The organism is Candidatus Nanopelagicales bacterium, assembly GCA_041393815.1.
Taxonomy (GTDB): Bacteria; Actinomycetota; Actinomycetes; order S36-B12; family JAWKJK01; genus JAWKJK01.
In genome coordinates, this window is record JAWKJK010000002.1 from 736,638 (window position 1) to 762,044 (window position 25,407).

Below are 25,407 nucleotides of genomic sequence, written 5' to 3' on the forward strand. Positions count from 1 at the left end.
GCACGCTCCCCCGGCTACCGCTGGCAGCGTGGGCACCAGTACGTGACCCGGTCGTACGGCGCCGTCCCCTGCCGGGCGCTGCGGATCGTGCCACGGCAACGGCGGCACGGGCGTCCCGCCCGCTCGAACACCCAGTGCCGGGCTCCGCGGCGGGTGTCCACGGTGGTGATCTGCTCGGGCCGCCAGCGGTTCGCGTCCAGCAGCCGGCGGGCGAGGCCCACCAGGCCGGGCAGGTCGTCGACCTGACCCACCGGACGCCACGGTGAGACGCCGCGCAGGAACAGCACCTCGCACTTGTAGAGGTTGCCGATGCCCGCGACCGCCCGCTGGTCCAGCAGCGCCTCGGCGATCGGGCGCTGCGGGTCGGCCGTCAGCCGACGGACCGCCTCGGCCAGGTCCGGGGCCGGGTCCAGCAGGTCCGGGCCGAGATGCCCCACCGCCCTGTCTTCGTCGATGGTGGGCACCAGTTCGAGCACCGGGAGCCGGTAGCCCACGACCTCCCAGTCCTGGTTCGCCAGGACCGCGCGGACCTGGTGGTCCGGACCGCCGCGCCAGCGGGTCCCGGGTCGGTAGCGGTGCCAGGCCCCGTCCATGCGCAGGTGGCTGTGCAGCGTCCAGGCGTCCGCCGGGTCGTCGTCGGTGCCTGCGACCCGCATCAGCAGGTGCTTGCCGCGAGTAGCCACCTCGAGCACCGAGCGGCCCTGCAGCCCGACGGTCGCCAGCGCGGGGACGCGCAGGTCGGCCCGCGTCAGCGTCCGGCCGGCCAGCGCCTCGTCCAGCCGCCGGCCGGCCCGCCACACGGTGTCTCCCTCGGGCACCCGCGCATCCTGCCCCGGTCGGGGCCGCGGGAACACCGCCGGCCCGGCGGGAGTTGAGGCCGGCAGACGCGGTGGCGAGCGGTGCCCCGTACGGCGAACGGGAGGGTCGATGCGCATCGGCATGCTCGGGACGGGGATGGTCGGGACGACGGTCGGGGCCCGGCTGGTGAAACTGGGGCACGAGGTCCGGCTGGGGTCGCGCGCATCGGGGGGTGAGGCGGCGACCGCCTGGGCCGACGCGCACGGCGAGCGGGCCTCCCAGGGGACCTTCGCCGAGGCGGCCGGATTCGGCGAGCTGATCATCAACGCGACCCGCGGGGAGGCGTCCCTGGCCGCGCTGGACCTGGCCGGTGCGGAGCAGCTCGACGGCAAGGTGCTGGTCGACATCGCCAACCCGCTGGACTTCTCCCGGGGCTTCCCGCCCACGGTCGACCACCCCGGCGGGCTCTCCCTGGGGGAGCGGATCCAGGCCCGCTTCCCGCACGCGGCCGTGGTCAAGGCGCTCAACACGGTCAATGCGGACGTGATGGCGGACCCCGCCGCGCTGGCCGAGCCGACCACCGTCTTCGTCGCGGGGGACGACGAGGCGGCCAAGGCCACCGTCACCGGCCTGCTGGTGCAGCTGGGCTGGCTGCCGGACCAGGTCGTCGACGTCGGCGACATCACCGCGGCGGGCCCGCTGGAGCTGTACCTGCCGCTGTGGGTGCGCCTGATGCAGGTGCAGGGGACCGCGCGGTTCAACGTCCGCCTGGTCCGCTGACGGCTGCGGGTCGCCCAGTCCGCGAATGCTCGCGCGTGGGGGTTTCGGGACCGTCCCGAAACCCCCACGCGCGAGCACTCGACGGGGAGGGCGGGTCAGGCCGGGGCGGCCTGGACCTCGCCGACCGGCTGCAGCTCGGCCAGCTCGGCGTCGATGCGTCGCTGCCGCAGGACCAGCGCGGACACCGCTGCGGTGGCCGACACCCAGGCCAGCACGATCGCGGCGTACACCCACGCCCGCGCCTCGCCCGGGACGCCGAGAGCGTCCAGGACCGTACGGGCGTTGGTGAAGACGATCAGGCCCCCGACGACCACCCCGAGGATGCGGGTGTTGAGCCGGTGCACGACCCAGGCCGCGATGGGCGCGGCGATGACGCCGCCGATGAGCAGCGGCAGCAGGATGTCGACCCGCACCGCCTGGGTCCCCAGGCTGAGCAGGAAGCCGATCGAGGCGGCCAGTGACACCAGGAACTCGCTGGTGTTGACGGTGCCGATGACCTTGTTCGCCGGCATCCGCCCGTCGGCGAGCAGTGTCGGCGTGGTGACCGGGCCCCAGCCGCCGCCCCCGGTCGCGTCGACGAACCCGCCCACCACGCCGAGCGGCGCGAGCAGTCGCAGGCCGGGCGTCCCGGTGCGCCGCCGGGGGGCCCGTCCGCGCAGGAACCGCACCATCACGTAGATCCCCAGCACGAACAGGAACCCGCTGGCCCACGGCCGCGCCGCCTCCGTGGACAGCGAGGCCAGGACGGTCGCGCCGGCGAAGGCGCCGAGCGCTCCGGGCAGGGCGATCCGGCGCACCGTGCGCCAGTCGACGTTGCCCATCCGCCAGTGCGCCAGGCCCGATGCGGCGGTGGTGCCGAGCTCGGCCAGGTGCACCGAGGCGGACGCCACCGCGGGGGTGAGCCCGATCGCGATCATGAGCGTGGACGAGGTGACCCCGTAGCCCATCCCCAGCGAGCCGTCCACGAGCTGCGCGGCCAGACCGACCACCGCGATGAGCAGGAACCCGGGCACGGGGCGCTCCCTTCACCATCTTTCCTACCGAATAGATAGAGATTATGGGGAGAGTGCCTGCGCGACGCAAGCCCGGCCGCCGGCGTGTCGGCGCGAGGCGGGCGCGGGGCTGGCGAGTGGCGACCGCTACGGACGCAGCCGCAGGCCGCGCGGGGTGGGCCGGAAGCCGGCGGCCTCCAGTGCGGACCCCAGCGGCGTTCCGGCCACCGGGTCGCCGTCCGCGCGCTGGACGGTCAGCCGGCCCAGGGCGCCGCCGCGGGCCGCGGCCGCGAGGCCGCCGGCCGCGGCCGCGAGCACGGTCGGCTGCTCGGACCAGCTCAGCAGGGTGCGACCGCCGCGCTCGACGTAAAGCACCAGGTAACCGTCCACCAGCACCAGGACCGCGCCCGCCTTGCGCCCCGGCCGGTGTCCGCCGGCGTCGTCCGGCCGCTCCGGCCAGGGCAGGGCAGCGCCGTACGGGTTCGCCGGGTCCGTCGCGGCCAGCACCCGCACCTGCGGCTCCGGCGCGGGGTCGTCCGGGACGGTCGCGCGCGATCGGAGCAGGTCGACCGCGCCCGCCAGCGCGAACTGCGCGGCCCCCAGGCCCTCCACCGCGTAGACCCGGCGGCAGCGACCGGCATCCTCCAGGGCGCTGAGCACGCGGTAGGCGGCGGCGAATCCGCCCGGTACGCGTTCCGAGACGACCGCGCCCCGGGTCACCACACCGTGGCGCTCCAGCAGCGACTCGGCCCGGGCGGCTGCGGCGACCTCCGGGGTCACCGCAGCAAGAGGCAGCAGGGACCAGCGGCCCGAGACCGTCGGCGGTCCGGTCCGCGTCGGCATCGCCGGACGCCCCGGCCGGGCCCGGCCGCGCCGCGTCCCCAGCGGCCGCCGACCGCCCGGCCCGCCGGGACCGGTCAGGCCGCCGGGACCGGTCAGGCCGCCGGTGCCCGGCAGGCCGCCGGGCGCGGGGACGACCCCCCGGGCGCCGGCGCCGCGGCGGGACCCGGCGGCGGCCAGCGCGCGCACCGGCGCGAGCGTGTCGTTGGTGACCTCCCCGGCCCACACCAGGTCCCACAGCGCCTTGACCAGGTCCGCGTCGGGCAGCACCCCCTCGGCGGCCCCGACGGCATCGGCCAGCTGTCGGAAGAACCAGGCGCCGCCGCCGGCCAGCGCCACTCGCAGGGCAGCGTGCAGCGGGCCCTCCGGTGGCTCGGTCGGCCCGCCCCGCAACGGGTCGGCGAGGTCGGCGGGCGCCAGCGCCAGCCACCCGTCGCCCCCCGGCAACGGGCCCACGCCCCACCAGGCCACCTCGCCCGCCGCGGTGAGCTCGTCCAGCAGCGCCGGGTGGTAGTCGCGGACCCGGGCCGGCAGCACCAGCGTCTCCAGGGCGCTGGCCGGTACCGCGGCCCCGGCGAGCTGGTCGACCGCCGCCAGCACCCCGTCCACCCCGCGCAGCCTCCCGACCTGCTGCCACTCCGGCAGGAACCGCGCCAGCGCCACGGGCGGCACCGGCTCGGCCTCCCGCCGCAGGGCCGCCACCGACCGGCGTCGCACCCGCCGCAGCACCTCGGGGTCGCACCACTCCGTGCCGGCACCGCCGGGCCGGAACTCCCCGACGACCACCCGTCCGGCCGCGCCCAGCCGGTCCAGCGTGGCCCGGACCACCGCGACGCCCAGGCCGAGCCGAGTGGCCACGTCCTCGGCGGCAAACGGCCCGTGCGTGCGCGCATGGCGCGCCACCAGGTCGCCGACCGGGTCGGCGACCGGCTCCAGGAACGCGTCGGGCAGCCCGACCGGCAGGGCGGTGCCCAGCGAGTCCCGCAGCCGGGAGGCGTCCTCCACCACCGCCCACCGCTCCTCGCCGGCCACCCGTACCCGCATCACCCGCCGAGCGGCCTCGAGGGCTTCCAGCCAGTCCGGGTCGACCCCACGGGCCGCGGCTTCGTCGGTCGTGAGCGGACCGAGGTGCCGCAGCAGGTCCGCGGCCCCCTCGGCGTCGCGCACCCGCCGGTCGGGGCTCAGCCGCTGCAGCTCGGCCTCCACCTCGGCCAGGGCACCCGGGTCGAGCAGCTCGCGCAGGTCCGCCTGCCCCAGCAGCTCGGCCAGCACGGCCGAGTCCAGGCTGAGCGCCTGCGCCCGCCGCTCCGCCAGCGGCGAATCCCCCTCGTACAGGTAGGCGGCCACGTAGCCGAACAGCAGCGAGCGAGCGAACGGCGATGGCTCTGGCGTCTCGACCTCGACGACGCGCACCCGGCGCGCCTGCACGTCGCGCATGAGGCCGACCAGCGCCGGCACGTCGAACACGTCCTGCAGGCACTCCCGCACGGTCTCCAGCACCACCGGGAACGACCCGAACCGGCTCGCGACGGACAGCAGCTGCGCGGAGCGCTGCCGCTGCTGCCACAGCGGGGTACGGCGACCCGGCGTGCGGCGGGGCAGCAGCAGCGCCCGGGCCGCGCACTCCCGGAAGCGCGCCGCGAACAGCGCCGACCCGCCGACCTCGGCGGTCACCAGCGGCTCGACGTCGTCCGGCTCCAGCAGCGCCAGGTCGACGACCGCCCGTGCGGCCAGGTCGTCGTCGGTGTCCGGCAGCCGTAGCACGATCCCGTCGTCGGCATGCATCACCTGAGGGTCGACGCCGTGCGCCTCGCGCAGCCGCGCCGCCAGCGCCAGCGCCCAGGGCGCGTGCACCCGGGCGCCGTAGGGGGAGTGGATCGCCACCCGCCAGTCGCCGAGCTCGTCGCGGAAGCGCTCGACCACCAGGGTGCGGTCGTCCGGCAGGTGGCCGGTCGCGGTCCGCTGCTCGTCCAGGTAGGCCAGCAGGTTGTCCGCCGCCCAGTCGTCCAGTCCGCCGGCGCGCACGCGATCCCGCGCGGCATCACCGCGCAGCGCGCCGACCTCGCGCAGGTAGGAGCCCACCGCGCGCCCGAGCTCCGCGGGCCGGCCGACGGAGTCGCCGTGCCAGAACGGCAGCCGTCCCGGCTGCCCGGGTGCGGGGGAGACGAGCACCCGGTCGTGGGTGATCTCCTCGATCCGCCACGACGACGCGCCGAGGGCGAAGACGTCGCCGACGCGCGACTCGTAGACCATCTCCTCGTCCAGCTCGCCGACGCGTGACTGCCGCTCGCCGACGAGGAACACCCCGAACAGGCCCCGGTCGGGAATGGTGCCGCCGCTGGTCACGGCCAGCCGCTGCGCGCCCGGCCGCCCTGACAGCCGTCCGGTGTCGCGGTCCCACACCAGCCGTGGCCGCAGCTCGGCGAACTCGTCCGACGGGTAGCGGCCGCTGAGCATGTCCAGCACCGCGTCGTACGCCGACTGCGGCAGGGTCCGGAACGGCGCGGCCCGGCGGACCAGGGCGAGCAGCGCGTCGGCGTCCCAGTCCTCGACCGCCACCATCGCCACGACCTGCTGCGCCAGCACGTCCAGCGGGTTGCGCGGCGGGGACACCGCCTCGATCTCCCCGCGGCGCATCCGGTCCACCACGACCGCGGTCTGCAGCAGGTCGCCGCGGTACTTGGGGAACACCACGCCCCGGGACACCGCCCCCACCTGGTGGCCGGCGCGCCCGACGCGCTGCAGCCCGCTGGCGACCGACGGCGGCGACTCGACCTGGACCACCAGGTCGACGGCGCCCATGTCGATGCCGAGCTCCAGGCTGCTGGTGGCCACGACCGCGGGCAGCCGGCCGGTCTTGAGGTCGTCCTCGATGAGCGCGCGCTGCTCCTTGCTCACCGAGCCGTGGTGGGCCCGGGCCAGCACGGGAGCGGCCCCTCCGCTGGCCCCCGCCGCGGACATCACAGCGGCCGGGGCGGCGCCGGTCTCCAGCGACTCCCCGGTTGTCCGCTCGTGCCAGATCTCGTTGAGCCGCGCCGTCAGCCGCTCCGCCAGCCGGCGCGAGTTGGCGAACACCAGCGTGGAGCGGTGGTCGGCGACGAGGTCGACGACGCGCTCCTCGACGTGCGGCCAGATCGACGCCCGCGGGTCCGCGCCGGTCGCACTGCCCTCGAGCTCCCCGGCGGGAGCTCCCAGCGCCGCCATGTCCTCGACCGGGACCACGACCTCGAGTTCCACCGTCTTGTCGCTGGCGGGCTGCACGACCGCGACGTCACCGGTGCCGCCGAGGTAGGTCGCCACCTCGTCGACCGGCCGGACCGTCGCCGACAGGCCGATCCGCTGCGCCGGCGACTCGAGCAGCTCGTCCAGCCGTTCCAGCGACACCGCCAGGTGCGCTCCGCGCTTGCCCCCGGCGACGGCGTGCACCTCGTCGACGATCACCGTACGGACGCCCCGCAGGGTGTCACGGGCCCGCGAGGTGAGCAGCAGGAACAGCGACTCGGGTGTGGTGATGAGGATGTCCGGCGGCCGGGACAGCTGCCGTCGTCGCTCGTCGGCGGGAGTATCGCCGCTGCGCAACGCGACGCGCACGTCCGGCTCGGGCAGCCCCAGCCGCGCCGCCTCGCGGGTGATGCCGGCCAGGGGGGACCGCAGGTTGCGCTGGACGTCGACCGCCAGGGCCTTCAGCGGGGACACGTACAGGACCCGGCACCGGGCTGCGGGGTCGTCGGGCACGGGCTCGGCGGCCAGCCGGTCCAGCGCCCACAGGAATGCAGCCAGCGTCTTGCCGCTGCCGGTCGGGGCGACGACGAGGGTGTGCCGGCCCTGCCGGATCGCCTCCCAGGCCCCGTGCTGGGCGGGCGTCGGCCCGTCGAAGGCGCCCTCGAACCACGCCCGGGTCGCCGGGGAGAAGCCGACCAGCGCGTCGGGGTGGCGGGGCACGGGGTCATCCTCCCCCGGAGGTCCGACGCTCGGCGCGGGGACGCAATCGGCCGAACGACCCAGGCAACCGGGTCCTCGACACCGCTAGCGTCGGAACCGCCGGACCACCCGGAAGGAGCAGCCATGAGCCCGACGCCCGTCCGAGCCACCCGTGCCGCGCCGGACCGGGGAGGTGTGCGCCGCCGCCGGGGCGTCCTCGTCGCGCTCGTCGCCTTCGCCGCCCTGGTGCTCAGCGGCTGCATGAAGATCGACATGGACCTGCAGCTGCAGCCGGACGACACCATCAACGGCAGCGTCACGATGGCGTTCGACAAGAACCTGCTCAGCACGTTCGGCCAGGACCCCGAGGCGTTCGCGGACGAGATGGCCTCGCAGGGACCGGTGTCCGAGCAGCCGCAGTCGGGCTCGGTCACGGCCGAGCGCTACGACCAGGACGGCAAGATCGGCACCACCTGGAAGTTCACCGGCGTGCCGTTGGACGAGTTCTCCGGCGAGGACTCCAGCGACCTGAACATCGTGCGCGAGGGCGACACCTTCAAGGTCACCGGCACGATGGACATGTCCAGCGACTCGCTGACCGGGGGAGAGGGAGACACGCCGGGCCTGGACCCGACCGCGTTCGCCGACTCGTTCGAGGCGCAGATCAAGATCACGTTCCCCGGGCCGGTGCAGTCGGCCAACGGCACCATCGACGGCAACTCGGTGACCTGGGTCCCGACCATGGGCGAGACGGTGCAGATGGAGGCGGTCGGCAGCGCGATCCCGTCGTCGTCCTCCGGCATCCCGATCTGGCTGTTCATCGTCATCGGCGTCGTGGTCGCGGTCGTGCTGGTGGGCCTGGTGCTGTTCCTGGTCCTGCGCGGCCGGGGCACCCCGGCACCCGCCGTCGCCGGCGACTACCCGCCGCCGGGCGCGGTCGTTCCCGGCGCTGTCCCGGCGGCCGACGCCGCCGCCGGCTACCCGCCGCCGCCCGCTCCGCCCGCGGCACCGCCGGCCGCACCGCCGGCAGCACCGCCGATGACGGACACCCAGGTCATGCCCGACGCCGCGGCCGCGCCCCCGCCGCCGCCGCCCCCGCCGCCCGCGGCAGCCCCCCCGGCCGCACCGCCCGCGGAGACGCAGGTGATCCCGGACGCGGCACCTCCGCCGCCCCCGCCGCCCGCTGCCCCGCCCGCGGCGCCCCCCGCCGCCCCGCCCGCAGCGCCCCCCGCAGCGCCGGAGGCCGCTCCGCCGGCACCGACCGGCGAACCGGACCAGCAGGCCCCGCCACCCCCGCCGCCGGCGTAGCGGCGTCGGCACCGACCCGGAGGCCCACGGCGCCGTCCCGCCGCTCCCCGTGCGGCAGGATGGCGCCGTGCGCCTGACGGACTTCTGGGAGCGGATGGACGCCGTCTTCGGCGTCGGCTACGCCCGGTCCTGGGCGCACGACCATGTCCTCGCCGGCCTCGGCGGCCGCACCGTCACCCAGGCCCTCGCCGACGGGGAGCCGGCCAAGGACGTCTGGCGCGCGGTGTGCGAGGTCGCCGACGTGCCCGCCGTCCTGCGCTAGCGTCCGACGGTGCCCGAAGAGCCCCGTGGCGACGCGCCAGCCCGCGACGAGGTGGCCCGCGACGAGGTGGAACGGGTACGACGGCAGGACGAGCGTCGGCGCCGCACCCGATGGGGCGTGGCGGTGCTGCTCGCCCTGATCTACCTGGGCTCGTTGGTCGCCTACGGCTACAGCGTCTCCAACCGCGGTGAGGACAACGTCGACCAGCCCGAGGACGGGCTCGTGGTGCTGTTCCGCCCGCGGGACATCGACACCACCCGGGGCGTCCTCAACGGCGACCTGCAGATCGCCAGCACCTCCGACGACCTGGTGGCCGACGACGGCAGCCTTCGTGCCGACGTCCGCATCACCGTGATCCCTGCCGAGGCGCCGGAGATCTCGCTGGCTGCGGGAAGTCAGGGCATCTTCGTCTCGCGGCCGGTCGCGATCCCGTTCGACGTGCAGGTCGAGCGCTACCCCTTCGACTCGTACGAGATTCCTCTGGTGATCCTCGCCCAGGCGGCCGTCGGACCCGACGGGGAGCTGGAGGCCATCCCCGTCTTCACCGGGCTGTCCTCGGATCTGGCCGGCTGGGTCGTGCGGCGGCAAACGATCCCCGACGACGGCGAGGTGGTGACCTCCACCGGGGCCACCGTCCTCGTCGTCACCCTGCGCCGCGCCGGGTCCACCATCGCCATCTCGCTGCTCCTGCTCTCGCTGATGGTGGTGCTCGGCGTGCTCGCGCTGCTGGTGGCGCGCGCCGTCGGTCAGCGGCGCCGCAAGGTCGAGGCGACCATGGCCGGCTGGTTCGCGGCCATGCTGTTCGCGCTGATCCCGTTGCGCACCAACCTCCCCGGCGCGCCACCGCTCGGCGCATGGATCGACTACGTCGTGTTCTTCTGGGTCGAGGTGACCCTCATGCTCGCGCTGGCGTCCTTCGTCGACGCGTGGCTGCGGATGGGTCCGTCGCCCGACCCGCGGACGGAGCCGGCGACGCACGGCCCCAGCGACGCGACGTGAGCCGGTTCGTCGCGGCGCCGGGCCGGCTGGGAGGATCCGCCGGGTGACGACCGCGCGCCCGCAGACCCCGCCGGCGCTGGACCCGGTCGGCGTCGGCCGTACCGCGCAGATCCAGCGCCGGTCGCTGGGCGTGCTCTCCTCGGGTCAGGTGCTGGGCGGGCTCGCCGCCGCCGGCTCGATCCCCGCCGGCTCCCTCATCGCGGCCTCCGTCGCGGGCTCCGAGGGCGCGGCCGGCCTGGCCCAGACCTTCGGCGTGGTCGGCGCGGCGCTGATGGCGCTGCCGCTCGCCCGCATCGCCTTGACCCGCGGCCGTCGCCGTTCGCTGTCGACGGGGTACGCCCTCGGCGCGCTCGGGGCGGTGCTCGTCATCGTCGGGGCCCAGCAGCGGTGGCTGCCGCTGATCTACCTCGGCTGCCTGCTCGTCGGGGTGGCGTCCGCCGCGGGGCTGCAGGCCCGCTACGCCGCCACCGACCTGGCCCTGCCGGACCACCGCGCCCGCGCGCTCAGCCTGGTCGTGTGGGCGTCCACCGTCGGAGCCGTCCTCGGCCCCAACCTGCTCGAGGTGTCCGGCCGCCTCGGCCTCGCACTGGGCCTGCCGCAGCTGGCCGGTCCGTACGTCGTGGCCGCCGTCGCGCTGGGACTCGCCGCCCTCGTCCTGAGCGCGTTCATGCGCCCCGACCCCTACCTGGTCTCCCGCCGGCTGCGCCGCGACGCCGGACACGACGTACGCCATCCACGCCTGCGCGACGGCATCGACCACCTGCGAGGACGGCCGCGCGCCGTCCTCGGCATCACCGCTGTCGCGATCGGGCACGTCGCGATGGTCATGGTCATGGTCATGACCCCGGTGCACATGCGGCACGTCGACGTGACCCTGCAGCTGATCGGCCTGGTCATCAGCGTGCACGTGGCCGGCATGTACGCGCTGTCCCCGGTCGTCGGGTGGCTGTCCGACCGGATCGGCCGGGTCCCCGTGATCGCCGCCGGCGTGGTCATCCTGCTGGCGGCCTGTCTGCTGGCCGGGATCGCACCCGGCGACGACGTCCTGCTGCTCGGCATCGGCCTGTTCCTGCTCGGCTTGGGCTGGTCCTGCACCCTGGTGGCCGGCTCGACCCTGCTCACCGACCAGCTGGGGGAGGCCGACCGTCCGGCCGTCCAGGGCCTGTCCGACCTGGTCATGAACACCGCCGGCGCACTCGGGGGCATCGTCGCGGGCATCGTGGTGGCGACGTCCTCGTACGCGGTCCTGTGCCTGGTGGCCGCGATCCCGGTCGTGGCACTGGGAGTCGCGACCGCGCTCCCGGCGTGTCGGGCGGAGTCGAACAGGCGTTCGGGTTAGGGTGCGGACACGGCACGGCGGTCCCCAGGCCGCCTCGCCGGGTCCCGACTGTCGGAGGTCCCGCCTAGGGTCCGCGGCAACGTCCCGACGACTCCACCGAGGAGCGCTCCATGGCAGGCAGCACCGACCGCGAGAAGGCCCTCGACACGGCCCTGGCCCAGATCGAGCGCCAGTTCGGCAAGGGCGCGGTCATGCGTCTCGGCGACGAGGGGCGCGCCCCGGTCGAGGTCATCCCCACCGGCGCCATCGCGCTCGACGTGGCCCTCGGCATCGGCGGCCTGCCGCGCGGCCGGATCGTGGAGGTATACGGACCTGAGAGCTCTGGGAAGACGACCGTGGCGCTGCACGCGATCGCGTCGGTGCAGCGGTCCGGCGGGATCGCGGCGTTCGTCGACGCCGAGCACGCGCTCGACCCGGACTACGCCCAGCGCCTCGGGGTCAACATCGACGACCTGTACGTCTCCCAGCCGGACACCGGCGAGCAGGCGCTGGAGATCGCCGACACCCTCGTCCGCTCCGGGGCCATCGACCTGATCGTCATCGACTCCGTCGCGGCGCTGGTGCCCCGCGCGGAGATCGAGGGCGAGATGGGCGACAGCCACGTCGGCCTGCAGGCCCGGCTGATGAGCCAGGCGCTGCGGAAGATGGCCGGGGCGCTCTCACAGACCAACACGACCGCGATCTTCATCAACCAGCTGCGCGAGAAGATCGGGGTCATGTTCGGCTGCTTCTCCTACTCCAGCCGCGTGACGCTGGCGGACGGCACCCAGGAGAAGATCGGCACGATCGTCAACCAGAAGCTGCCGGTCGAGGTGCTGTCGTACGACCCCGAGGTCGGCCGGATCGTGCCGAAGAAGGTCGTGAACTGGTTCGACAACGGCGTGACCGACCGGTTCCTCGACATCAAGGTCGCGCGCCCGGGCGGCAACGGCCGGGCCCAGATGGGGGTCACCGCGAACCACCTGATCCGCACCCCGGGCGGGTGGCGCGAGGCCGGCGAGCTCATCCCCGGCGACCGCGTGATGATCTCCGAGACGCACCGGCTCAGCCCGCAGCAGTGGCAGGTGGTGCTCGGGTCGCTCATGGGCGACGGGGCGCTGTCCCTGGCCCGCAACGGCATCGGGACGCGCTTTCGGATGGGTCACGGGGCGCGGCAGGTGGACTACCTGGACTGGAAGGCCTCCCTGTTCGGCAACATCGCGCAGTCCCGGTCCGTCAACGCCCGCGGCGCGGCGTTCGTGGACCTGACTCCGCTGCCCGAGTTGGCCGAGCTGCGCTCGGTGGTCTACCAGGGCGACGGCTTCAAGCACCTGACCTGGGACTACCTCAAGGCGCTGACCCCGCTCTCGCTGGCGGTCTGGTTCATGGACGATGGCTCGATGGCCGTGCGCTCCGAGGGCCGGCAGCAGCGCACCGTCGGCGGTTCGGCGCGGGTCGAGTTCTGCGTGCAGGCGATGAGCCCGGGCTCCCGGGACCGGCTGCGGGACTGGCTGCGTGACACCCACGGGGTGAGCGGCCGGCTCTCCCTGCGCGGTGCGGCGCAGCGTGCCTACCTCACCTTCGACCGGGCTAACACCGACCGGTTCCTCGACCTGGTGGCGCCGTACGTGCACCCGTCGATGGCCTACAAGCTGCTGCCGCGCCACCAGGACCGCTTCTCTGTGACGCCGCAGTTCGTCGAGCCGACCCAGCACCCGGTGCCCGCACGGGTGACCTCGGTGCGGGTGAAGCCGCCGACGCGCTCCATGCACCGTTTCGACATCGAGGTGGAGGGCAGCCACAACTACCTGGTCGACGGGGTCGTCGTGCACAACAGCCCGGAGACCACGACGGGCGGTCGGGCGCTGAAATTCTACGCGTCGGTGCGGCTGGACGTGCGGCGGATCGAGACGCTCAAGGGCGGCACCGAGGCCGTGGGCAACCGGACCCGGGTCAAGGTCGTGAAGAACAAGGTCGCCCCGCCGTTCAAGCAGGCCGAGTTCGACATCCTCTACGGCGAGGGCATCTCCCGCGAGGGAGGCCTGATCGACCTCGGCGTGGAGCAGGGCATCGTGCGCAAGTCCGGTGCCTGGTACACCTACGACGGCGACCAGCTCGGCCAGGGCAAGGAGAACGCCCGCGCCTTCCTGCGTGACAACCCCGACCTCGCCGACGAGATCGAGAAGCGCATCAAGGAGAAGCTGGGCATCGGCCCGCGGGTGGACGAGCCGGCGGACGAGCCGGTCACGCCGGCGCCCATCGACCTGTGAACCCGTGGCGACCGGTCCGGTGTCCGCAGCGGTGACGTCCTCGCGTCGGGGGCGTCGGGGTCCCGGCTCGGGTCCCGACGCCCCGACGCCGGGGTCGGCGGCGGACCGGACGCCCGACGCCGACCCGGAGCAGGTCGCCCGGCTGATCCTGCTGCGCCGCCTGGAGTCCGCGCCGCGGACGCGGGCCGAGCTGCGTGGCGACCTGACCGCCCGCGGTGTCCCCGATGACGTCGCGGAACGGATGCTGGACCGGTTCACCGAGGTCGGGCTGATCGACGACGCGGCCTACGCCGAGGCGTGGGTGCGCAGCCGGCATGCCGGTCGCGGTCTGGCCCGGCGTGCACTGGCGGCCGAGCTGCACCGCAAGGGGATCGACCGGGACACCGCACAGGCCGCGCTGGAGGCCGTGGACGCCGACGACGAGCGGGCGCGCGCCGTGGAGTTGGTGCGTCGGCGGCTGCCGAGCCTGTCCCGGGTGGCCCCGGAGGCGCGGGCCCGGCGGCTGGTGGGGATGCTGGCGCGCAAGGGCTACTCGCCCGGCCTGGCCGCCGCGGTGGTACGGCAGGAGCTTGCCGCGGACCCGCTCGACGATCACGACGGCTGGGGTTGACGGGTCGTGACGCGTCCGGCGGTTCGGGCGCCCGTGCGGAAGGTGCTCAGTCGGCCGGGGGTCCGGGCCAGTCGGCAAGTCGGTCGGTGGCCGAGCGGGCCAGCCGCTCCATCAGCGTGGCCAGCGTCACGACCTCGGCGTCGCTGAACGACTCCAGCAGGTAGTCCAACAGGCAGGTGCGGGCCTTGGCCGCTCCGGCGATGGCGAGCCGGCCGGTCTCGGTGAGCTCCAGTACCACCCGGCGGCGGTCGTCGGGGTGGCTCGACCGCGCCAGCAGCCCCTCCTGCTCCGCGTCCCCGAGCAGCCGGCTGGTGGTGGACTGCTCGAGGCCGAGGGCGGTCGCGACGTCCTTCACGGTCACCGCGGCACCGTCGCGGCCGAGCTCGTCCACGGCCTCGCAGGCGACGATCTTGGCCAGGTCGACGCTGCGGTTCAGCCCGCCGATCGGCAGCGACGTGGTGGGCATCCGGGTCATCAGCCGCCGCAGCCGGAGCATGGTGTGGTCGAGGTCGGTGAGGACCTCGACCCGGGTCGGCGCGGGTGTGCCGGGGGTCACGCCGCGATCATTTGCCTGTGCCACACACATAGATTAGCGTCGGTGGCATCGGGGTGACCACCCGATCGCGTTGACCATCCGAACCTCCCCGCTCGTGGGAGCGGTGAAGGGACTCCTGACATGCGTCGGCTGTCTGGCTGGGCGGTCCGCCGTCCGGTGGTGGCACTCATCTCCTGGTTCGTGGCCGTGGCCGCGATCGCCGTCGTCGGCCTGACCCTCGGCGGCAAGTTCAACGACTCCTTCGAGCTCCCCGACACCGAGTCGACGACCGCCCAGTCGCTGCTGCAGACCCTGCCGCGCTCGGGTGCGACGGCGGCCACCGCGACGATCGTGTGGTCCCCCGAGGACCAGGCGGTCACCGTCACCGACCCGTCGGTGGTCGGCCAGATCACGCCGCTGCTGGAGACCGTCGCGGCCAACCCCTCGGTCTCCTGCGTGATCACCCCGTACGGGGCACCGCTCGGCGCCGACTGCCCGCAGCAGGAGGGCGGGCAGGGCGACACCCAGATGCCGCCGGAGATCGCCGCGGAGATCGCGGCGGCCCAGGAGGCGGCGGCGCAGGCGTCCTCGCCCATCAGCGCCGACGGCCGGGTGGCTCTCGCGACGGTCATCTTCCCCGGGGACGGCACCGACGTTTCCACGCAGGACGCGAAGGCGATCATCGACGCGGTCAAGCAGGCGAACGGCGACGGGCTGTCGGTGGGTGCCAACGGCTCCGTGCTGGAGTTCGCCGGGGTCGAGCCCCCGTCCAGCGAGGCCATCGGCCTGCTCGCGGCCATCGTGATCCTGCTCATCGCGTTCGGGTCGCTGGTGGCGGCCGGGCTGCCGATCGTCGTCGCGCTCGTCGGCCTGACCGCGGGGCAGATGCTGGTCCTGGTCGTGGCCAACTTCCTCGACGTGGCGACGTTCGCCCCGACCCTGGCCGCGATGATCGGTCTGGGCGTCGGCATCGACTACGCCCTGTTCGTCCTCAACCGCTACCGCCAGGCGATCCAGGCCGGGCACGAGCCCAAGAAGGCGGCCCAGGAGGCCGTCGACACGGCCGGCCGGGCCGTCCTCTTCGCCGGGACCACGGTGATCATCGCCCTGCTCGGCCTGTTCGTGCTGCGCATCAACTTCTTCAACGGCCTGGCCGTCGCAGCCGCGGTGACCGTGCTGATGGTGATGCTGTCCGCGCTGTGGATGCTGCCCGCGCTGCTGTCACTGCTCGGCACCAAGGCGCTGTCGCTGCGGCTGCCGTGGGCCCGTCGGCACAAGGAGTGGCACCCCGAAGGTGGCCGGTGGGCCCACTACGGGCGGCTGCTCCAGCGCCAGCCGTGGATCCCCGCCCTGCTGGCCCTCGGTGCCGTCGTACTGCTCGCGCTGCCCACCCTGTCGCTGCGCCTCGGCTTCACCGACGACAGCGGCAAGGCCGAGGGCTCCATCGCTCGGACCGCGTACGACCTGCAGGCGGAGGGCTTCGGCGCCGGGGTCAACGGCCCCTTCTACGCGGCGATCACGCTGCCGGAGCCGCGCGACTACGAGGCCTACAGTGCCGCGGTCCAGGACATCGTGGCGACCCCCGGGGTGGCCCGCACGCTGCCCACGGTCGACATGCTCCCGTTGTACAAGTACGACCCGTCGATGTTCTCCGACAACGGGATCGTCGGCTCGGTGCTGATCATCCCGGACTCCGCACCGCAGGACGAGGCCACCACCGAGCTTCTGGACCGGCTGCGCACGCAGACCGCGCCGCAGATTCAGTCCGACACCGGCGCCACCATGTACATCGGCGGCTTCCAGGCCGTGACCCAGGACTTCACCGACGTGCTGACCCGGATCCTGCCGGTGTTCCTCAGCGTCGTGGTCGGGCTCGGGTTCCTGGCCCTGGTCCTGCTGTTCCGCTCGATCGTGGTGCCGCTCACCGCGGCCATCACGTCGCTGCTGTCGTTCGGGGCGGCACTCGGCATCACCGTCGCGGTCTTCCAGTGGGGCTGGTTCGCCGACCTGCTGGGCGTCGCGAGCACCGGGCCGATCTTCCCGTTCCTCCCCGTGATGGTGTTCGCCATCCTGTTCGGCCTGTCGATGGACTACCAGGTGTTCCTGGTGTCCCGGATGCAGGAGGAGTGGTCCCGCGGCGTCGACAACCGCACCGCGGTCCGCCGCGGCCTGGCCGGCTCCGGCCGCGTCGTCGTGATCGCGGCGCTGATCATGTCCAGCGTGTTCCTCGCGTTCGTGCCCAGCACCGAGTCGACGATCAAGCTGTTCGGCGTCGCCCTGGCGTCCGCGGTCCTCATCGACGCGTTCATCGTGCGGCTGGTGCTGGTGCCGTCGGTGATGTCGATCCTGGGCCGGGTCAACTGGTGGCTGCCGGGGTGGCTGGACCGGATCCTGCCCACCGTGCAGATCGAGGGCGGGTCGGACGAGATCGCCGACGACGAGGAGCCCGACGCCACCGAGCGGGACCGGGAGCCGGTCGGCGTCTGAGCCGCGCTACGTTCGGCCCCGGGACGCGACACCACCGCGCCCCGGGGCCGACGTACGGGAGGGCGGTGCCGACATGGCCACGGACGCGCGGCCGTCCGTACGACGAGGCGACGCGGTTGCCTTCGGCATGGCCGCCCTCGTCATGGGCGTCGTGTTCGCCGGCGTCACGGCGTGGGTGGTGGCCGACCCGGACGGGGTCACCCCTGTCGACGAGAGCATCGACGCCGCGGTGCACGAGGTCGCGGTCGCGAACCCGTGGCTGGTCGATGTCTCCCTTGCCCTGCAGTGGCTCGGCAGCGTCCCGGTGACCGCGGTCGTCGTGACCGTCGTCGTGGTCGCCCTGCTCCTGGCCGGCGGCCTGGCGCGGCCGTGGGGCGCACGTGCCTACGCCGCCGCCTTCCTGGCGCTCAGCGCCGCTGGGGCCGCGGTGCTGAACACCGTGGTCAAGCACCTGGTGGAGCGTCCGAGGCCGCCGTGGAACGGGCTGTGGTCGTACGAGGAGTCCCTGTCCTACCCCTCCGGCCACGCGCAGGCGGGGATCAGCGCCTGGGTGGCGATGGGGCTGGTCGCCCTCGTGGTGCTGCGAGGGCGGTGGCGCTGGGTCGTCGCCCTGCCGCTGCTGGTCGTCGGGCCGGTCATCGGGATGAGCCGGACCGTGCTGGGCGTGCACTGGCCCACCGACGTCCTGGGCGGATGGACGCTCGGGGCGGCCTGGATGTCGCTGAGCGCGTTCCTGGTGATCCTGGTCGCGAGCCGGACCCCGCCGCAGGTCCCCGCGATCGGACCGCCGCCGACGCCGGCCGAGGACGGATCCCCCGCGGCGTGACCCGCCGGCTGCCAGGATCACGGCGTGGGTGACTACGACGTCCTGTTCGAGCCCGTCCGGATCGGCCCCAAGGTGGCGCCCAACCGCTTCTACCAGGTGCCGCACTGCAACGGCCTGGGCCACGCCCGTCCGGCCGCGCACGCCGCGATGCGGGGGATGAAGGCCGAGGGCGGCTGGGGGGTGGTGTGCACCGAGGAGGTCGAGATCCACCCCAGCGGCGACCTGTCGCCGTACGTGGAGGGCCGGTTGTGGGACGACTCCGACGTGCCCGCGCTGCGGCTGATGACCGACGCGGTTCACGAGCACGGCGCGCTGGCCGGCATCGAGCTCACCCACGCCGGCCTCGACGCCCCGAACTACTACTCCCGGATGGCGCCGATCGGCCCCCGCAGCGAGGGGCTGCTCGGGGCCAGCGGCTTCGAGCCGGTGCAGACGCGCGCGATGACCCGCCGCGACTTCGCCGACGTGCGGCGCTGGCACCGCGCCGCCGCGCTGCGCGCCCGCGATGCCGGCTTCGACATCGTCTACTGCTACGCCGGACACGGGCTGACGCTGCCGATGCAGCTGCTGTCGCGCCGGCACAACGACCGCACCGACGAGTACGGCGGGTCGCTGGAGAACCGGGTCCGCTTCCTGCGCGAGCTGATCGAGGACACCCAGGACGCGGTCGGCGGCGACTGCGCGGTGGCGGTGCGGCTCGCCGTCGACGAGCTGGTCGGGCCGGAGGGCATCACCCACGACGGCGAGGGCCGCGAGATCGTGGCGATGCTCGCGGAGCTCCCGGACCTGTGGGACGTCAACGTGTCGGACTGGTCGAACGACTCCGCGACGTCCCGGTTCTCGGCGGAGGGGCACCAGGAGCCGTACATCGACTTCGTGAAGTCGCTGACCACCAAGCCGGTCGTCGGGGTCGGGCGCTACACGTCGCCCGACGCCATGGTGTCGGCGATCCGGCGCGGGGTGCTGGACCTGATCGGCGCCGCACGCCCGTCGATCGCCGACCCGTTCCTGCCGGCGAAGGTCCGCGAGGGACGGGCGGACGAGATCCGCGAGTGCATCGGCTGCAACATCTGCGTCGCCACCGACCCCAAGTCGCTGCCGATCCGCTGCACCCAGAACCCGACGATGGGGGAGGAGTGGCGGCGCTCGTGGCACCCCGAGCGGATCCCGGTGCGGCGCACCGCGGAACCGGACCCGGTGCTGGTCGTCGGGGCCGGCCCCGCCGGGCTGGAGGCCGCGCGTGCCCTCGGCCAGCGTGGCCACCCGGTGCAGCTGGTCGAGGCGCGCCGGCGGCTCGGCGGCCGGGTGGACCGGGAGTCCCTGCTGCCCGGGTTGGCCGCCTGGCGGCGGGTCGCCGACTGGCGGCTCGGGCGGATCGCCGCGATGCCGGACCTGGTCAGCGTGTACCCGCAGTCCCCGGTCGGTGTCGACGACGTGCTCGGCTCCGGTGCGCGGCACGTGGTGGTGGCCACCGGCGCGGTGTGGCGGCGCGACGGTCGGGGCCGGACGCTCGGGCGGCCCGTCCCCGGCTGGGACGCCGGGGGCGTGCACACCCCGGACGACCTGCTGGACGAGCTGGTCGCCGACACCTGGACCCTGTCGCCGGGACGGGTCGTGGTCTACGACGACGACCACTATGTGATGGGCGGCCTGCTCGCCGAGCTGCTGGCGGCACGCGGGAACGACGTGACCCTGGTGACGCCGGCGCCGCTGGTGTCGTACTGGACCACGTACACGCTCGAGCAGGACCGGATCGAGGCCCGGCTGCGCTCCCTCGGTGTCACGGTGGTGACCCGGTCGGTGGTCGCGCGGATCGAGCCGGACGCCTGCGTGGTGGCCTCGGTGGTCGACGGCCGCGAGACGGTGGTGCCGCGGGACCACGTGGTCCTGGTCGCCGACCGCGACCCGGTGCGTGACCTCTACGACGCGCTGCAGCCCGCGCAGGCCGACGGGCGGCTGGCCTCGGTCCGGCTGGTCGGGGACGCGGAGGCCCCGAACCTGATCGCGCAGGCGGTGTTCTCCGGGCACCTGGCGGCCCGGGAACTGGGCGAGGAGCCGGCGGGCGACGCGGTGCCCTTCCGCCGTGAGCCCTGGCGCGACTAGCGGCTCCGGGGGGCGTTCGTTCCCTGTGGTGCCGGTTCCGTGCGCTACAGCGCACGGAACCGGCACCACAACCACGAGAACGGCGGGACGGCGCGGGGGCCGTGCGGGTCAGCGGCTGGTGGCGGCGGCCTTCGGGTCGACCAGGGCCTCGACGGTGGTGAACCCGTACCCGCGGGCGCGCAGCTCGGAGATGATCCGCGGCAGCGCGTCGGCGTCCAGCGTCGACCCGTCGGTCGGGTGCTGGCCGACGTGCATGAGGATGATCTCGCCGGGCTGCAGGCCGCGGAGCACCCGGGACAGCACGGTCGACACCGACTGCCCCCCGGACGTCCCCAGCCAGCCGGCGGTGTCGACGGTCCATCGCACGCACAGGTAGCCCAGGTCGTTGAGCCGCGTGATGTCGGAGCTGCGGCGGTCGCCGTAGGGGAACCGGAAGAACGGCTTGGTGCCCCGACCTGCCGCCGCGCGCACGGCCCGGTCCGTCGCCTTGACCTCGGCCTTGAGGCGTGCCGTCGACAGCTGCGGCACGTGCGGGTGGGAGTCGGTGTGGTTTCCCAGGACGAAGCCGCGCGCAGCGATCTTCTCCACCAGGTCGGGGTAGACCCGTGCCCAGCGCCCGGTGAGGAAGAAGGTCGCGGGCACCTTCTCCCGCTTGAGGGTGCGCAGGATGGAGGCCACCCCGCCGGCGCCGCCGCCGGCGTCGAACGTGAGCGCGACGAGCTTCTTCTTGGTCCCGAGCGTGGTGACGTCCTTGCCGCGCAACCGGTCCGGGAGTGGGTCGGTCGCCCGGGGGGCGGCCGGGGCGGGGACACCCGCGGTGGCGGCGGCGGGCGAGGCGACCGCCGCCCGAGGCGCGCCGGACGCGGCGGCTGGGGCCGACACGGCCACGGCGGTGAGGAGGGCGACGGCGGGTACGAGCACGCGGGGGCGAGGCTTCACCGCACCATCATGCGGGGGCGGTGTCGTCCTGTCCGGCAAGCACGCCGATCCGGTGCAGGCCGTCGCGGACCAGTGCGTCGTTGCCGTGGTCGAGGCCCCACAGCACCTCCTGGGCCGGCCAGGTGGCGAGGTAGTCGTCGTGCCGGGCCAGGTCGTCGACCAGCACGGGCTCGGCCGCCACGACCGCGTCCCACACGGATGCCGGCACCCCGGCGTGCACCGCGGCCGCGTCCACCGCGACGTCCCCGGGGATGCTGCCGTCCCAGTCCAGCACGCCGGTGATGCGCCCGTCGGCGAGGTCGACGCGTACGTTGACCCCGCCCAGGTCGCCGTGGTTGAGGCTGGCCGGGGCGTCGTGTGCCGTGGCCACCGCCCGCACCAGTGCGCGCTCGACCAGGTCCGCGCCCCCCGGGTCCACCAGGGGGAGCACCCGCTGCCGCACCCGGTCGGCCATGTCCGACCACAGCTGCGGCCACGGGGCCCACGTACCCGGCCAGGCGGTCGGGGCCAGGTCGCGCAACCGGACCAGCAGGTCGGCGAGGTCCCGGCCGAGCCGCTCCCGGCGCTCCGCCGGGAGGCCGACGACACGGGGGTCGTCCATGGCGATGCCGGGGACGTAGGTGAACACCAGATGTGCCCGACCGAGGCCACCCTCAGGGTGGGCAGCCACCAGGTGCGGGGCCGGCAGGCCCAGGTCTGCGGCTGCCTGCGCCCGCTGCCCGGCTGCGACCATCGACGGCAGGTCCTCCGGGTGGGTGGGGAACCGCCACACCAACCGACGCGGGCGGTGGACCAGGACGACGCTGCGGTTCCCGCGGACATCCAGCTCGACGGCGGGGTCCGCGGGGTCGAGGCCGGCCGCCTCGGCGTACCGGGCCCGCACGTCGTCCATCCCGGCGGACGCTAGCACCGGGCCGGGGACCGTACCCTTGTGCGGCCATGTCTGACGCGCGCACGTACGAGGTCCGCACCTTCGGGTGCCAGATGAACGTCCACGACTCCGAGCGGCTGGCCGGCCTGCTCGAGGACGCCGGTTACGTACGGGCCGAGGCCGGCACCACGCCGGACGTCGTGGTGTTCAACACCTGCGCGGTGCGCGAGAACGCGGACAACCGCCTGTACGGCAACCTCGGCCACCTCGCCCCGGTGAAGGCCGACCGGCCGGGCATGCAGATCGCCGTCGGCGGCTGCCTGGCGCAGAAGGACCGGGGGGAGATCACCCGTCGCGCTCCCTGGGTCGACGTGGTGTTCGGCACGCACAACATCGGGTCGCTGCCGGCCCTGCTGGAGCGCGCTCGGGTGCTCGACGAGGCCCAGGTCGAGATCCTGGAGTCGCTGGAGACGTTCCCGTCGACGCTGCCGACGCGGCGCGAGTCCGCCTACGCCGCATGGGTCGCGATCAGCGTGGGCTGCAACAACACCTGCACGTTCTGCATCGTGCCGAGCCTGCGCGGGCGCGAGAAGGACCGCCGCCCCGGCGACGTCCTGCGCGAGGTCGAGGCACTGGTCGCCGAGGGCGTGCTCGAGGTCACGCTGCTGGGCCAGAACGTGAACGCGTACGGCGTGGAGTTCGGCGACCGGGCGGCGTTCGCGAAGCTGCTGCGCGCCTGCGGGGACGTCGACGGCCTGGAGCGGGTGCGCTTCACCAGCCCGCACCCCAAGGACTTCACCGACGACGTCATCGCCGCCATGGCCGAGACTCCGAACGTGATGCACCAGCTGCACATGCCGCTGCAGAGCGGCTCGGACGCGGTGCTGCAGCGGATGCGGCGGTCGTACCGCCAGGAGCGCTACCTCGGGATCATCGAGCGGGTCCGCGCCGCGATGCCCGACGCTGCGATCACCACCGACATCATCGTGGGCTTCCCCGGGGAGACCGACGAGGACTTCGAGCAGACCCTGCACGTGGTGCGTGAGGCGCGGTTCGCCGGCGCGTTCACGTTCCAGTACTCCAAGCGGCCCGGCACTCCTGCCGCGGTCATGGACGAGCAGGTGCCCAAGGCCGTGGTGCAGGAGCGGTACGAGCGGCTGGTGGCCCTGGTCGACGAGATCGCCTGGGCCGAGAACACGAAGCAGGTCGGGCGGGTCCTCGACGTGCTGGTCGCCGAGGGCGAGGGGCGAAAGGACGACCGCACCGCTCGGCTGTCCGGCCGCGCCCCGGACAACCGGCTGGTCCACTTCGCGCCCGGGGACACCGCGCCGCGACCGGGGGACGTCGTGCAGGTCGAGGTCACGTACGCCGCCCCGCACCACCTGGTGTCCGACGCGGCCGTCCGCGGCCTGCGCCGCACCCGTGCCGGGGACGCCTGGGAGGCGCGCCTGCGGGCGGCCGCCGAGGAGCCGGTCGCTTCCGGCGCGGTGTCGCTCGGCATGCCCACGGTCGGCCCGCGAGGCTGAGTCCCCGCCGTCCGCGCATCCACGTTCCGCCCGACAGGGAGGGACCGCCGGGCAAGGGTGAGCCCCGGCGTGGGAGGGGATGAGGGGCTCTCACGCCGGGGCTCACCGGGAGGCGCTGAGCGCCTCCCCGACGGGCACCTGTGAGGGGATGTGCCCGTCTCGTGCATCTCGCCGGGGCGTGGAGGGGGGAGTCACGACCCCCGGCGGAGATGGCTGCTCAGTCCTCCTCGTGGTCCTCGTGGTCGGACTCGTCCTCGGACTGGTGCTCGTCGCCGTGGTCCTCGGACTCGCTGGCCGACGGCTGCGCGCTCTGCGACTCGGTGGACGGGGACTGGCTGGCGCCGTGGTGCTCGGACTCGTCCTCGGACTCGTGCTCCGTGGCGTGGTCCTCGGACTCGTGCTCCGTGCCGTGCTCGGACTCGTGCTCGTCGGCGTCGTCGTCCTCGTGGTGCGTGGGGCGCGACCCGCCCGTCGACGAGGACGACGCGGTCGACGACCCCCCACCCGGTGCGGGTGCGGTCGCCCAGTCGACGACGGCGCCGGAGGGGTCGACGGTGCCGGTGATGTACGAGCCGTCGGCGCGCTGCACCTTCACCCGGTAGTAGGTCTTGCCGTCGCGAACCGTGGTGCTGACACCGACCACCGAGACGCCCTGCTCGTTCAGTGCGGCGAGGACGGCGCTCACGGCCTGCTCGGAGGTGACCCCGCCGGCCTGGGTCTGGGCCGCCTGGGTCTGCGCGGTGCGTGCGGCCGCCGTGGACGCGGCCGTGTCGTAGGACCCGTAGTAGCCGTAGTAGCCGGCCGCGGAGTAGCCGTACGCGGTCGAGCCGGCCGCCGGGTAGGCGTAGGCCTCGCCCTGCGCTGCCTGCGCGGCGGCGGCCTGCTGCTCGCCCTGGCCGGACCCGGCCTTGGCCTTGTCCTTCGCAGAGCCCGCGGCGGCCGAGCCGGCGGTCCCCGCGGGGGCGGGGACCACGGCGGCGGTGTTCTCGGCCGAGGGGGAGCCGGCCGCGATCAGCACCGCGCCGGTGCCTGCTACTGCGAGGGCGCCGGTGGCCAGTGCCACCTTGGCGACCAGGCCCAGCGTGGCGGCCCCGTGGTCGCTCCGGATACCCGTGAGTCGGGTGCTCATGGTGATGGTGTCCTCCGCGTCGTCGGGCCGCAGCCCGTGGTCCTCACGACCGCAACTGTGCGGCAGCCCGTGCTAAGGCGGGGTGAAGGCGGGGGCAAGGCTCGGCCTCCCCGGGCCCATAGGGTCGGGCTGTGCTCACGGCCGTCGCCTTCGTGCCCGCGACGCCCCTCCTGCTCCCGGAGGTGGCGTCCGGGGCTTCCGGAGAGCTGAGTGGCCTGCGTGACGCGTGCGACCGGAGCCTGCGCACGGTGCTCGCCGGGTCCGACGAGGCGGTCCTGGTCGGGCCGGACCCGGTGGCACAGGCCCCGCGGCCCCACGGCTCCGGCGCGGTGGGCGACCTGCTGGGGTTCGGTGTGGACGTCGCGGTGCCGCTGGACCCCGGCTCGGGGGGCGCCGCCGCGGACCGCGGGCGGCTGCCGGCCGCCCTCACGGTGGGGGCCTGGCTGCTGGCCCGCACCGGCTGGCCCGGGCCACGCCGCGCGGTCGCCGTCCCCGCGTCGCTCTCGCCCCAGGACTGCCGCGATGTGGGCCGCGCGGCCGCGGCGGATGCCGCGGCCGTGCGGCGCCTGGCCCTGGTCGTCGTCGGCGACGGGTCGGCCCGCCGTACCGAGAAGGCACCCGGATCGTTCCACGCCGATGCGCAGCCGTACGACGCCGCCGTCGCGGCCGCCCTCGCGGCGGTCGACACCGCGGCCCTGGCGGCCCTCGACCCGGCCGCCGACGCCCGACTGCTGGTCGCCGGCCGGCCGGGGTGGCAGGTCGCCGCCGCGGCGGTGGACGCCGCGGGCGGGGACTGGGTCGGCGACCTCGTGGCCGACGAGGCGCCCTACGGGGTGACGTACCTGGTGGCGACCTGGCGGCGGGCGGGCGCGTGACCGGCGGGGCGGGACAGG

At 74.6% G+C, this 25,407-nt stretch carries 18 protein-coding genes and 3 pseudogenes; 14 read left to right on the forward strand and 7 right to left on the reverse strand.

All coding sequences use genetic code 11. The features are described 5' to 3' along the window. Window positions 1-14: 14 nt before the first annotated feature. Window positions 15-818: a DNA-formamidopyrimidine glycosylase family protein gene (locus R2737_08895; protein ID MEZ5116373.1), complete on the reverse strand. Its 804-nt coding sequence runs from the start codon at window positions 816-818 to the stop codon at window positions 15-17. A gap of 109 nt (window positions 819-927) precedes the next feature. On the opposite strand from R2737_08895, the gene R2737_08900 reads away from it, so the two are divergent. Beyond that, window positions 928-1,578: an NAD(P)-binding domain-containing protein gene (locus R2737_08900; protein ID MEZ5116374.1), complete on the forward strand. Its 651-nt coding sequence runs from the start codon at window positions 928-930 to the stop codon at window positions 1,576-1,578. Window positions 1,579-1,673: 95 nt separating this feature from the next. On the opposite strand, the gene R2737_08905 is transcribed toward R2737_08900, so the two are convergent. Both R2737_08905 and R2737_08910 read right to left on the reverse strand, forming a co-directional pair. Beyond that, a complete protein-coding gene (locus R2737_08905) occupies window positions 1,674-2,591 on the reverse strand; it encodes a sulfite exporter TauE/SafE family protein (GenBank protein ID MEZ5116375.1) in 918 nt (305 codons plus the stop codon). Between the two features lie 126 nt (window positions 2,592-2,717). Continuing rightward, window positions 2,718-7,352 carry an ATP-dependent helicase gene (locus tag R2737_08910; GenBank protein MEZ5116376.1) on the reverse strand — a complete coding sequence of 1,545 codons (4,635 nt, stop codon included), beginning with the start codon at window positions 7,350-7,352 and terminating at the stop codon, window positions 2,718-2,720. Window positions 7,353-7,475: 123 nt separating this feature from the next. Here R2737_08910 and R2737_08915 point away from each other — a divergent pair, with 123 nt between their 5' ends. The 8 genes and pseudogenes from R2737_08915 (at window position 7,476) to R2737_08950 (ending at window position 14,098) form a co-directional block, all read left to right on the forward strand. After that, a complete protein-coding gene (locus tag R2737_08915) occupies window positions 7,476-8,639 on the forward strand; it encodes a hypothetical protein (GenBank protein ID MEZ5116377.1) in 1,164 nt (387 codons plus the stop codon). 67 nt (window positions 8,640-8,706) lie between these two features. Next, the gene (locus R2737_08920) at window positions 8,707-8,901 is read left to right on the forward strand and encodes a DUF3046 domain-containing protein (GenBank protein MEZ5116378.1); all 195 of its coding nucleotides are present in this window, start codon (window positions 8,707-8,709) and stop codon (window positions 8,899-8,901) included. A gap of 9 nt (window positions 8,902-8,910) precedes the next feature. Continuing rightward, window positions 8,911-9,900, forward strand: a complete 990-nt coding sequence (locus R2737_08925) for a DUF4436 family protein (GenBank protein MEZ5116379.1) — start codon at window positions 8,911-8,913, stop codon at window positions 9,898-9,900. 43 nt (window positions 9,901-9,943) lie between these two features. Next, window positions 9,944-11,239: an MFS transporter gene (locus R2737_08930; protein MEZ5116380.1), complete on the forward strand. Its 1,296-nt coding sequence runs from the start codon at window positions 9,944-9,946 to the stop codon at window positions 11,237-11,239. Window positions 11,240-11,349: 110 nt separating this feature from the next. Then, window positions 11,350-11,964, forward strand: a pseudogene (gene recA / locus R2737_08935) (recombinase RecA). Continuing rightward, a pseudogene (locus R2737_08940) lies at window positions 11,956-13,050 on the forward strand (recombinase RecA). The pseudogenes recA and R2737_08940 overlap by 9 nt, the downstream one beginning before the upstream one ends. Window positions 13,051-13,053: 3 nt before the next feature. After that, window positions 13,054-13,488, forward strand: a pseudogene (locus R2737_08945) (DNA recombination/repair protein RecA). A gap of 4 nt (window positions 13,489-13,492) precedes the next feature. Continuing rightward, window positions 13,493-14,098, forward strand: coding sequence for a regulatory protein RecX (locus R2737_08950; protein MEZ5116381.1), 606 nt, complete (start codon window positions 13,493-13,495; stop codon window positions 14,096-14,098). A gap of 46 nt (window positions 14,099-14,144) precedes the next feature. Here R2737_08950 and R2737_08955 read toward each other — a convergent pair whose 3' ends face one another. Then, complete coding sequence (locus R2737_08955; GenBank protein ID MEZ5116382.1) at window positions 14,145-14,654, reverse strand: MarR family transcriptional regulator; 510 nt, start codon at window positions 14,652-14,654, stop codon at window positions 14,145-14,147. A gap of 120 nt (window positions 14,655-14,774) precedes the next feature. Here R2737_08955 and R2737_08960 point away from each other — a divergent pair, with 120 nt between their 5' ends. The 3 genes from R2737_08960 to R2737_08970 all read left to right on the forward strand — a co-directional run bounded on the left by R2737_08960 (window position 14,775) and on the right by R2737_08970 (window position 20,049). Next, a complete protein-coding gene (locus tag R2737_08960; GenBank protein ID MEZ5116383.1) occupies window positions 14,775-17,120 on the forward strand; it encodes an MMPL family transporter in 2,346 nt (781 codons plus the stop codon). 73 nt (window positions 17,121-17,193) lie between these two features. Then, complete coding sequence (locus R2737_08965; GenBank protein ID MEZ5116384.1) at window positions 17,194-17,946, forward strand: phosphatase PAP2 family protein; 753 nt, start codon at window positions 17,194-17,196, stop codon at window positions 17,944-17,946. Window positions 17,947-17,970: 24 nt separating this feature from the next. Next, window positions 17,971-20,049 carry an FAD-dependent oxidoreductase gene (locus R2737_08970; GenBank protein MEZ5116385.1) on the forward strand — a complete coding sequence of 693 codons (2,079 nt, stop codon included), beginning with the start codon at window positions 17,971-17,973 and terminating at the stop codon, window positions 20,047-20,049. Between the two features lie 108 nt (window positions 20,050-20,157). On the opposite strand, the gene R2737_08975 is transcribed toward R2737_08970, so the two are convergent. Together R2737_08975 and R2737_08980 are read right to left on the reverse strand one after the other, a co-directional pair. Further along, window positions 20,158-20,988 (reverse strand): polysaccharide deacetylase family protein, encoded by an 831-nt coding sequence (locus R2737_08975; protein ID MEZ5116386.1) that lies wholly within the window; start codon window positions 20,986-20,988, stop codon window positions 20,158-20,160. A 7-nt stretch (window positions 20,989-20,995) separates the two neighbouring features. Continuing rightward, window positions 20,996-21,880: a phosphotransferase gene (locus R2737_08980; GenBank protein ID MEZ5116387.1), complete on the reverse strand. Its 885-nt coding sequence runs from the start codon at window positions 21,878-21,880 to the stop codon at window positions 20,996-20,998. Window positions 21,881-21,927: 47 nt separating this feature from the next. Here R2737_08980 and miaB point away from each other — a divergent pair, with 47 nt between their 5' ends. Further along, the gene (gene miaB, locus R2737_08985; protein MEZ5116388.1) at window positions 21,928-23,385 is read left to right on the forward strand and encodes a tRNA (N6-isopentenyl adenosine(37)-C2)-methylthiotransferase MiaB; all 1,458 of its coding nucleotides are present in this window, start codon (window positions 21,928-21,930) and stop codon (window positions 23,383-23,385) included. Window positions 23,386-23,602: 217 nt separating this feature from the next. Here the strand turns inward: miaB and R2737_08990 are convergent, their stop codons facing one another. Next, window positions 23,603-24,514, reverse strand: a complete 912-nt coding sequence (locus R2737_08990; protein MEZ5116389.1) for a hypothetical protein — start codon at window positions 24,512-24,514, stop codon at window positions 23,603-23,605. A 131-nt stretch (window positions 24,515-24,645) separates the two neighbouring features. On the opposite strand from R2737_08990, the gene R2737_08995 reads away from it, so the two are divergent. Continuing rightward, complete coding sequence (locus tag R2737_08995; protein ID MEZ5116390.1) at window positions 24,646-25,389, forward strand: hypothetical protein; 744 nt, start codon at window positions 24,646-24,648, stop codon at window positions 25,387-25,389. Window positions 25,390-25,407 lie beyond the last annotated feature (18 nt).

Excerpts from the sequence above, each read along its gene's own strand:
- R2737_08900 (MEZ5116374.1), top strand. The coding sequence starts at position 928 with ATGCGCATCGGCATGCTCGGGACGGGGATGGTCGGGACGACGGTCGGG.
- R2737_08990 (MEZ5116389.1), bottom strand. The coding sequence starts at position 24,514 with ATGAGCACCCGACTCACGGGTATCCGGAGCGACCACGGGGCCGCCACG.
- R2737_08980 (MEZ5116387.1), bottom strand. The coding sequence starts at position 21,880 with ATGGACGACGTGCGGGCCCGGTACGCCGAGGCGGCCGGCCTCGACCCC.
- R2737_08915 (MEZ5116377.1), top strand. The coding sequence starts at position 7,476 with ATGAGCCCGACGCCCGTCCGAGCCACCCGTGCCGCGCCGGACCGGGGA.
- miaB (MEZ5116388.1), top strand. The coding sequence starts at position 21,928 with ATGTCTGACGCGCGCACGTACGAGGTCCGCACCTTCGGGTGCCAGATG.
- R2737_08965 (MEZ5116384.1), top strand. The coding sequence starts at position 17,194 with ATGGCCACGGACGCGCGGCCGTCCGTACGACGAGGCGACGCGGTTGCC.
- R2737_08960 (MEZ5116383.1), top strand. The coding sequence starts at position 14,775 with ATGCGTCGGCTGTCTGGCTGGGCGGTCCGCCGTCCGGTGGTGGCACTC.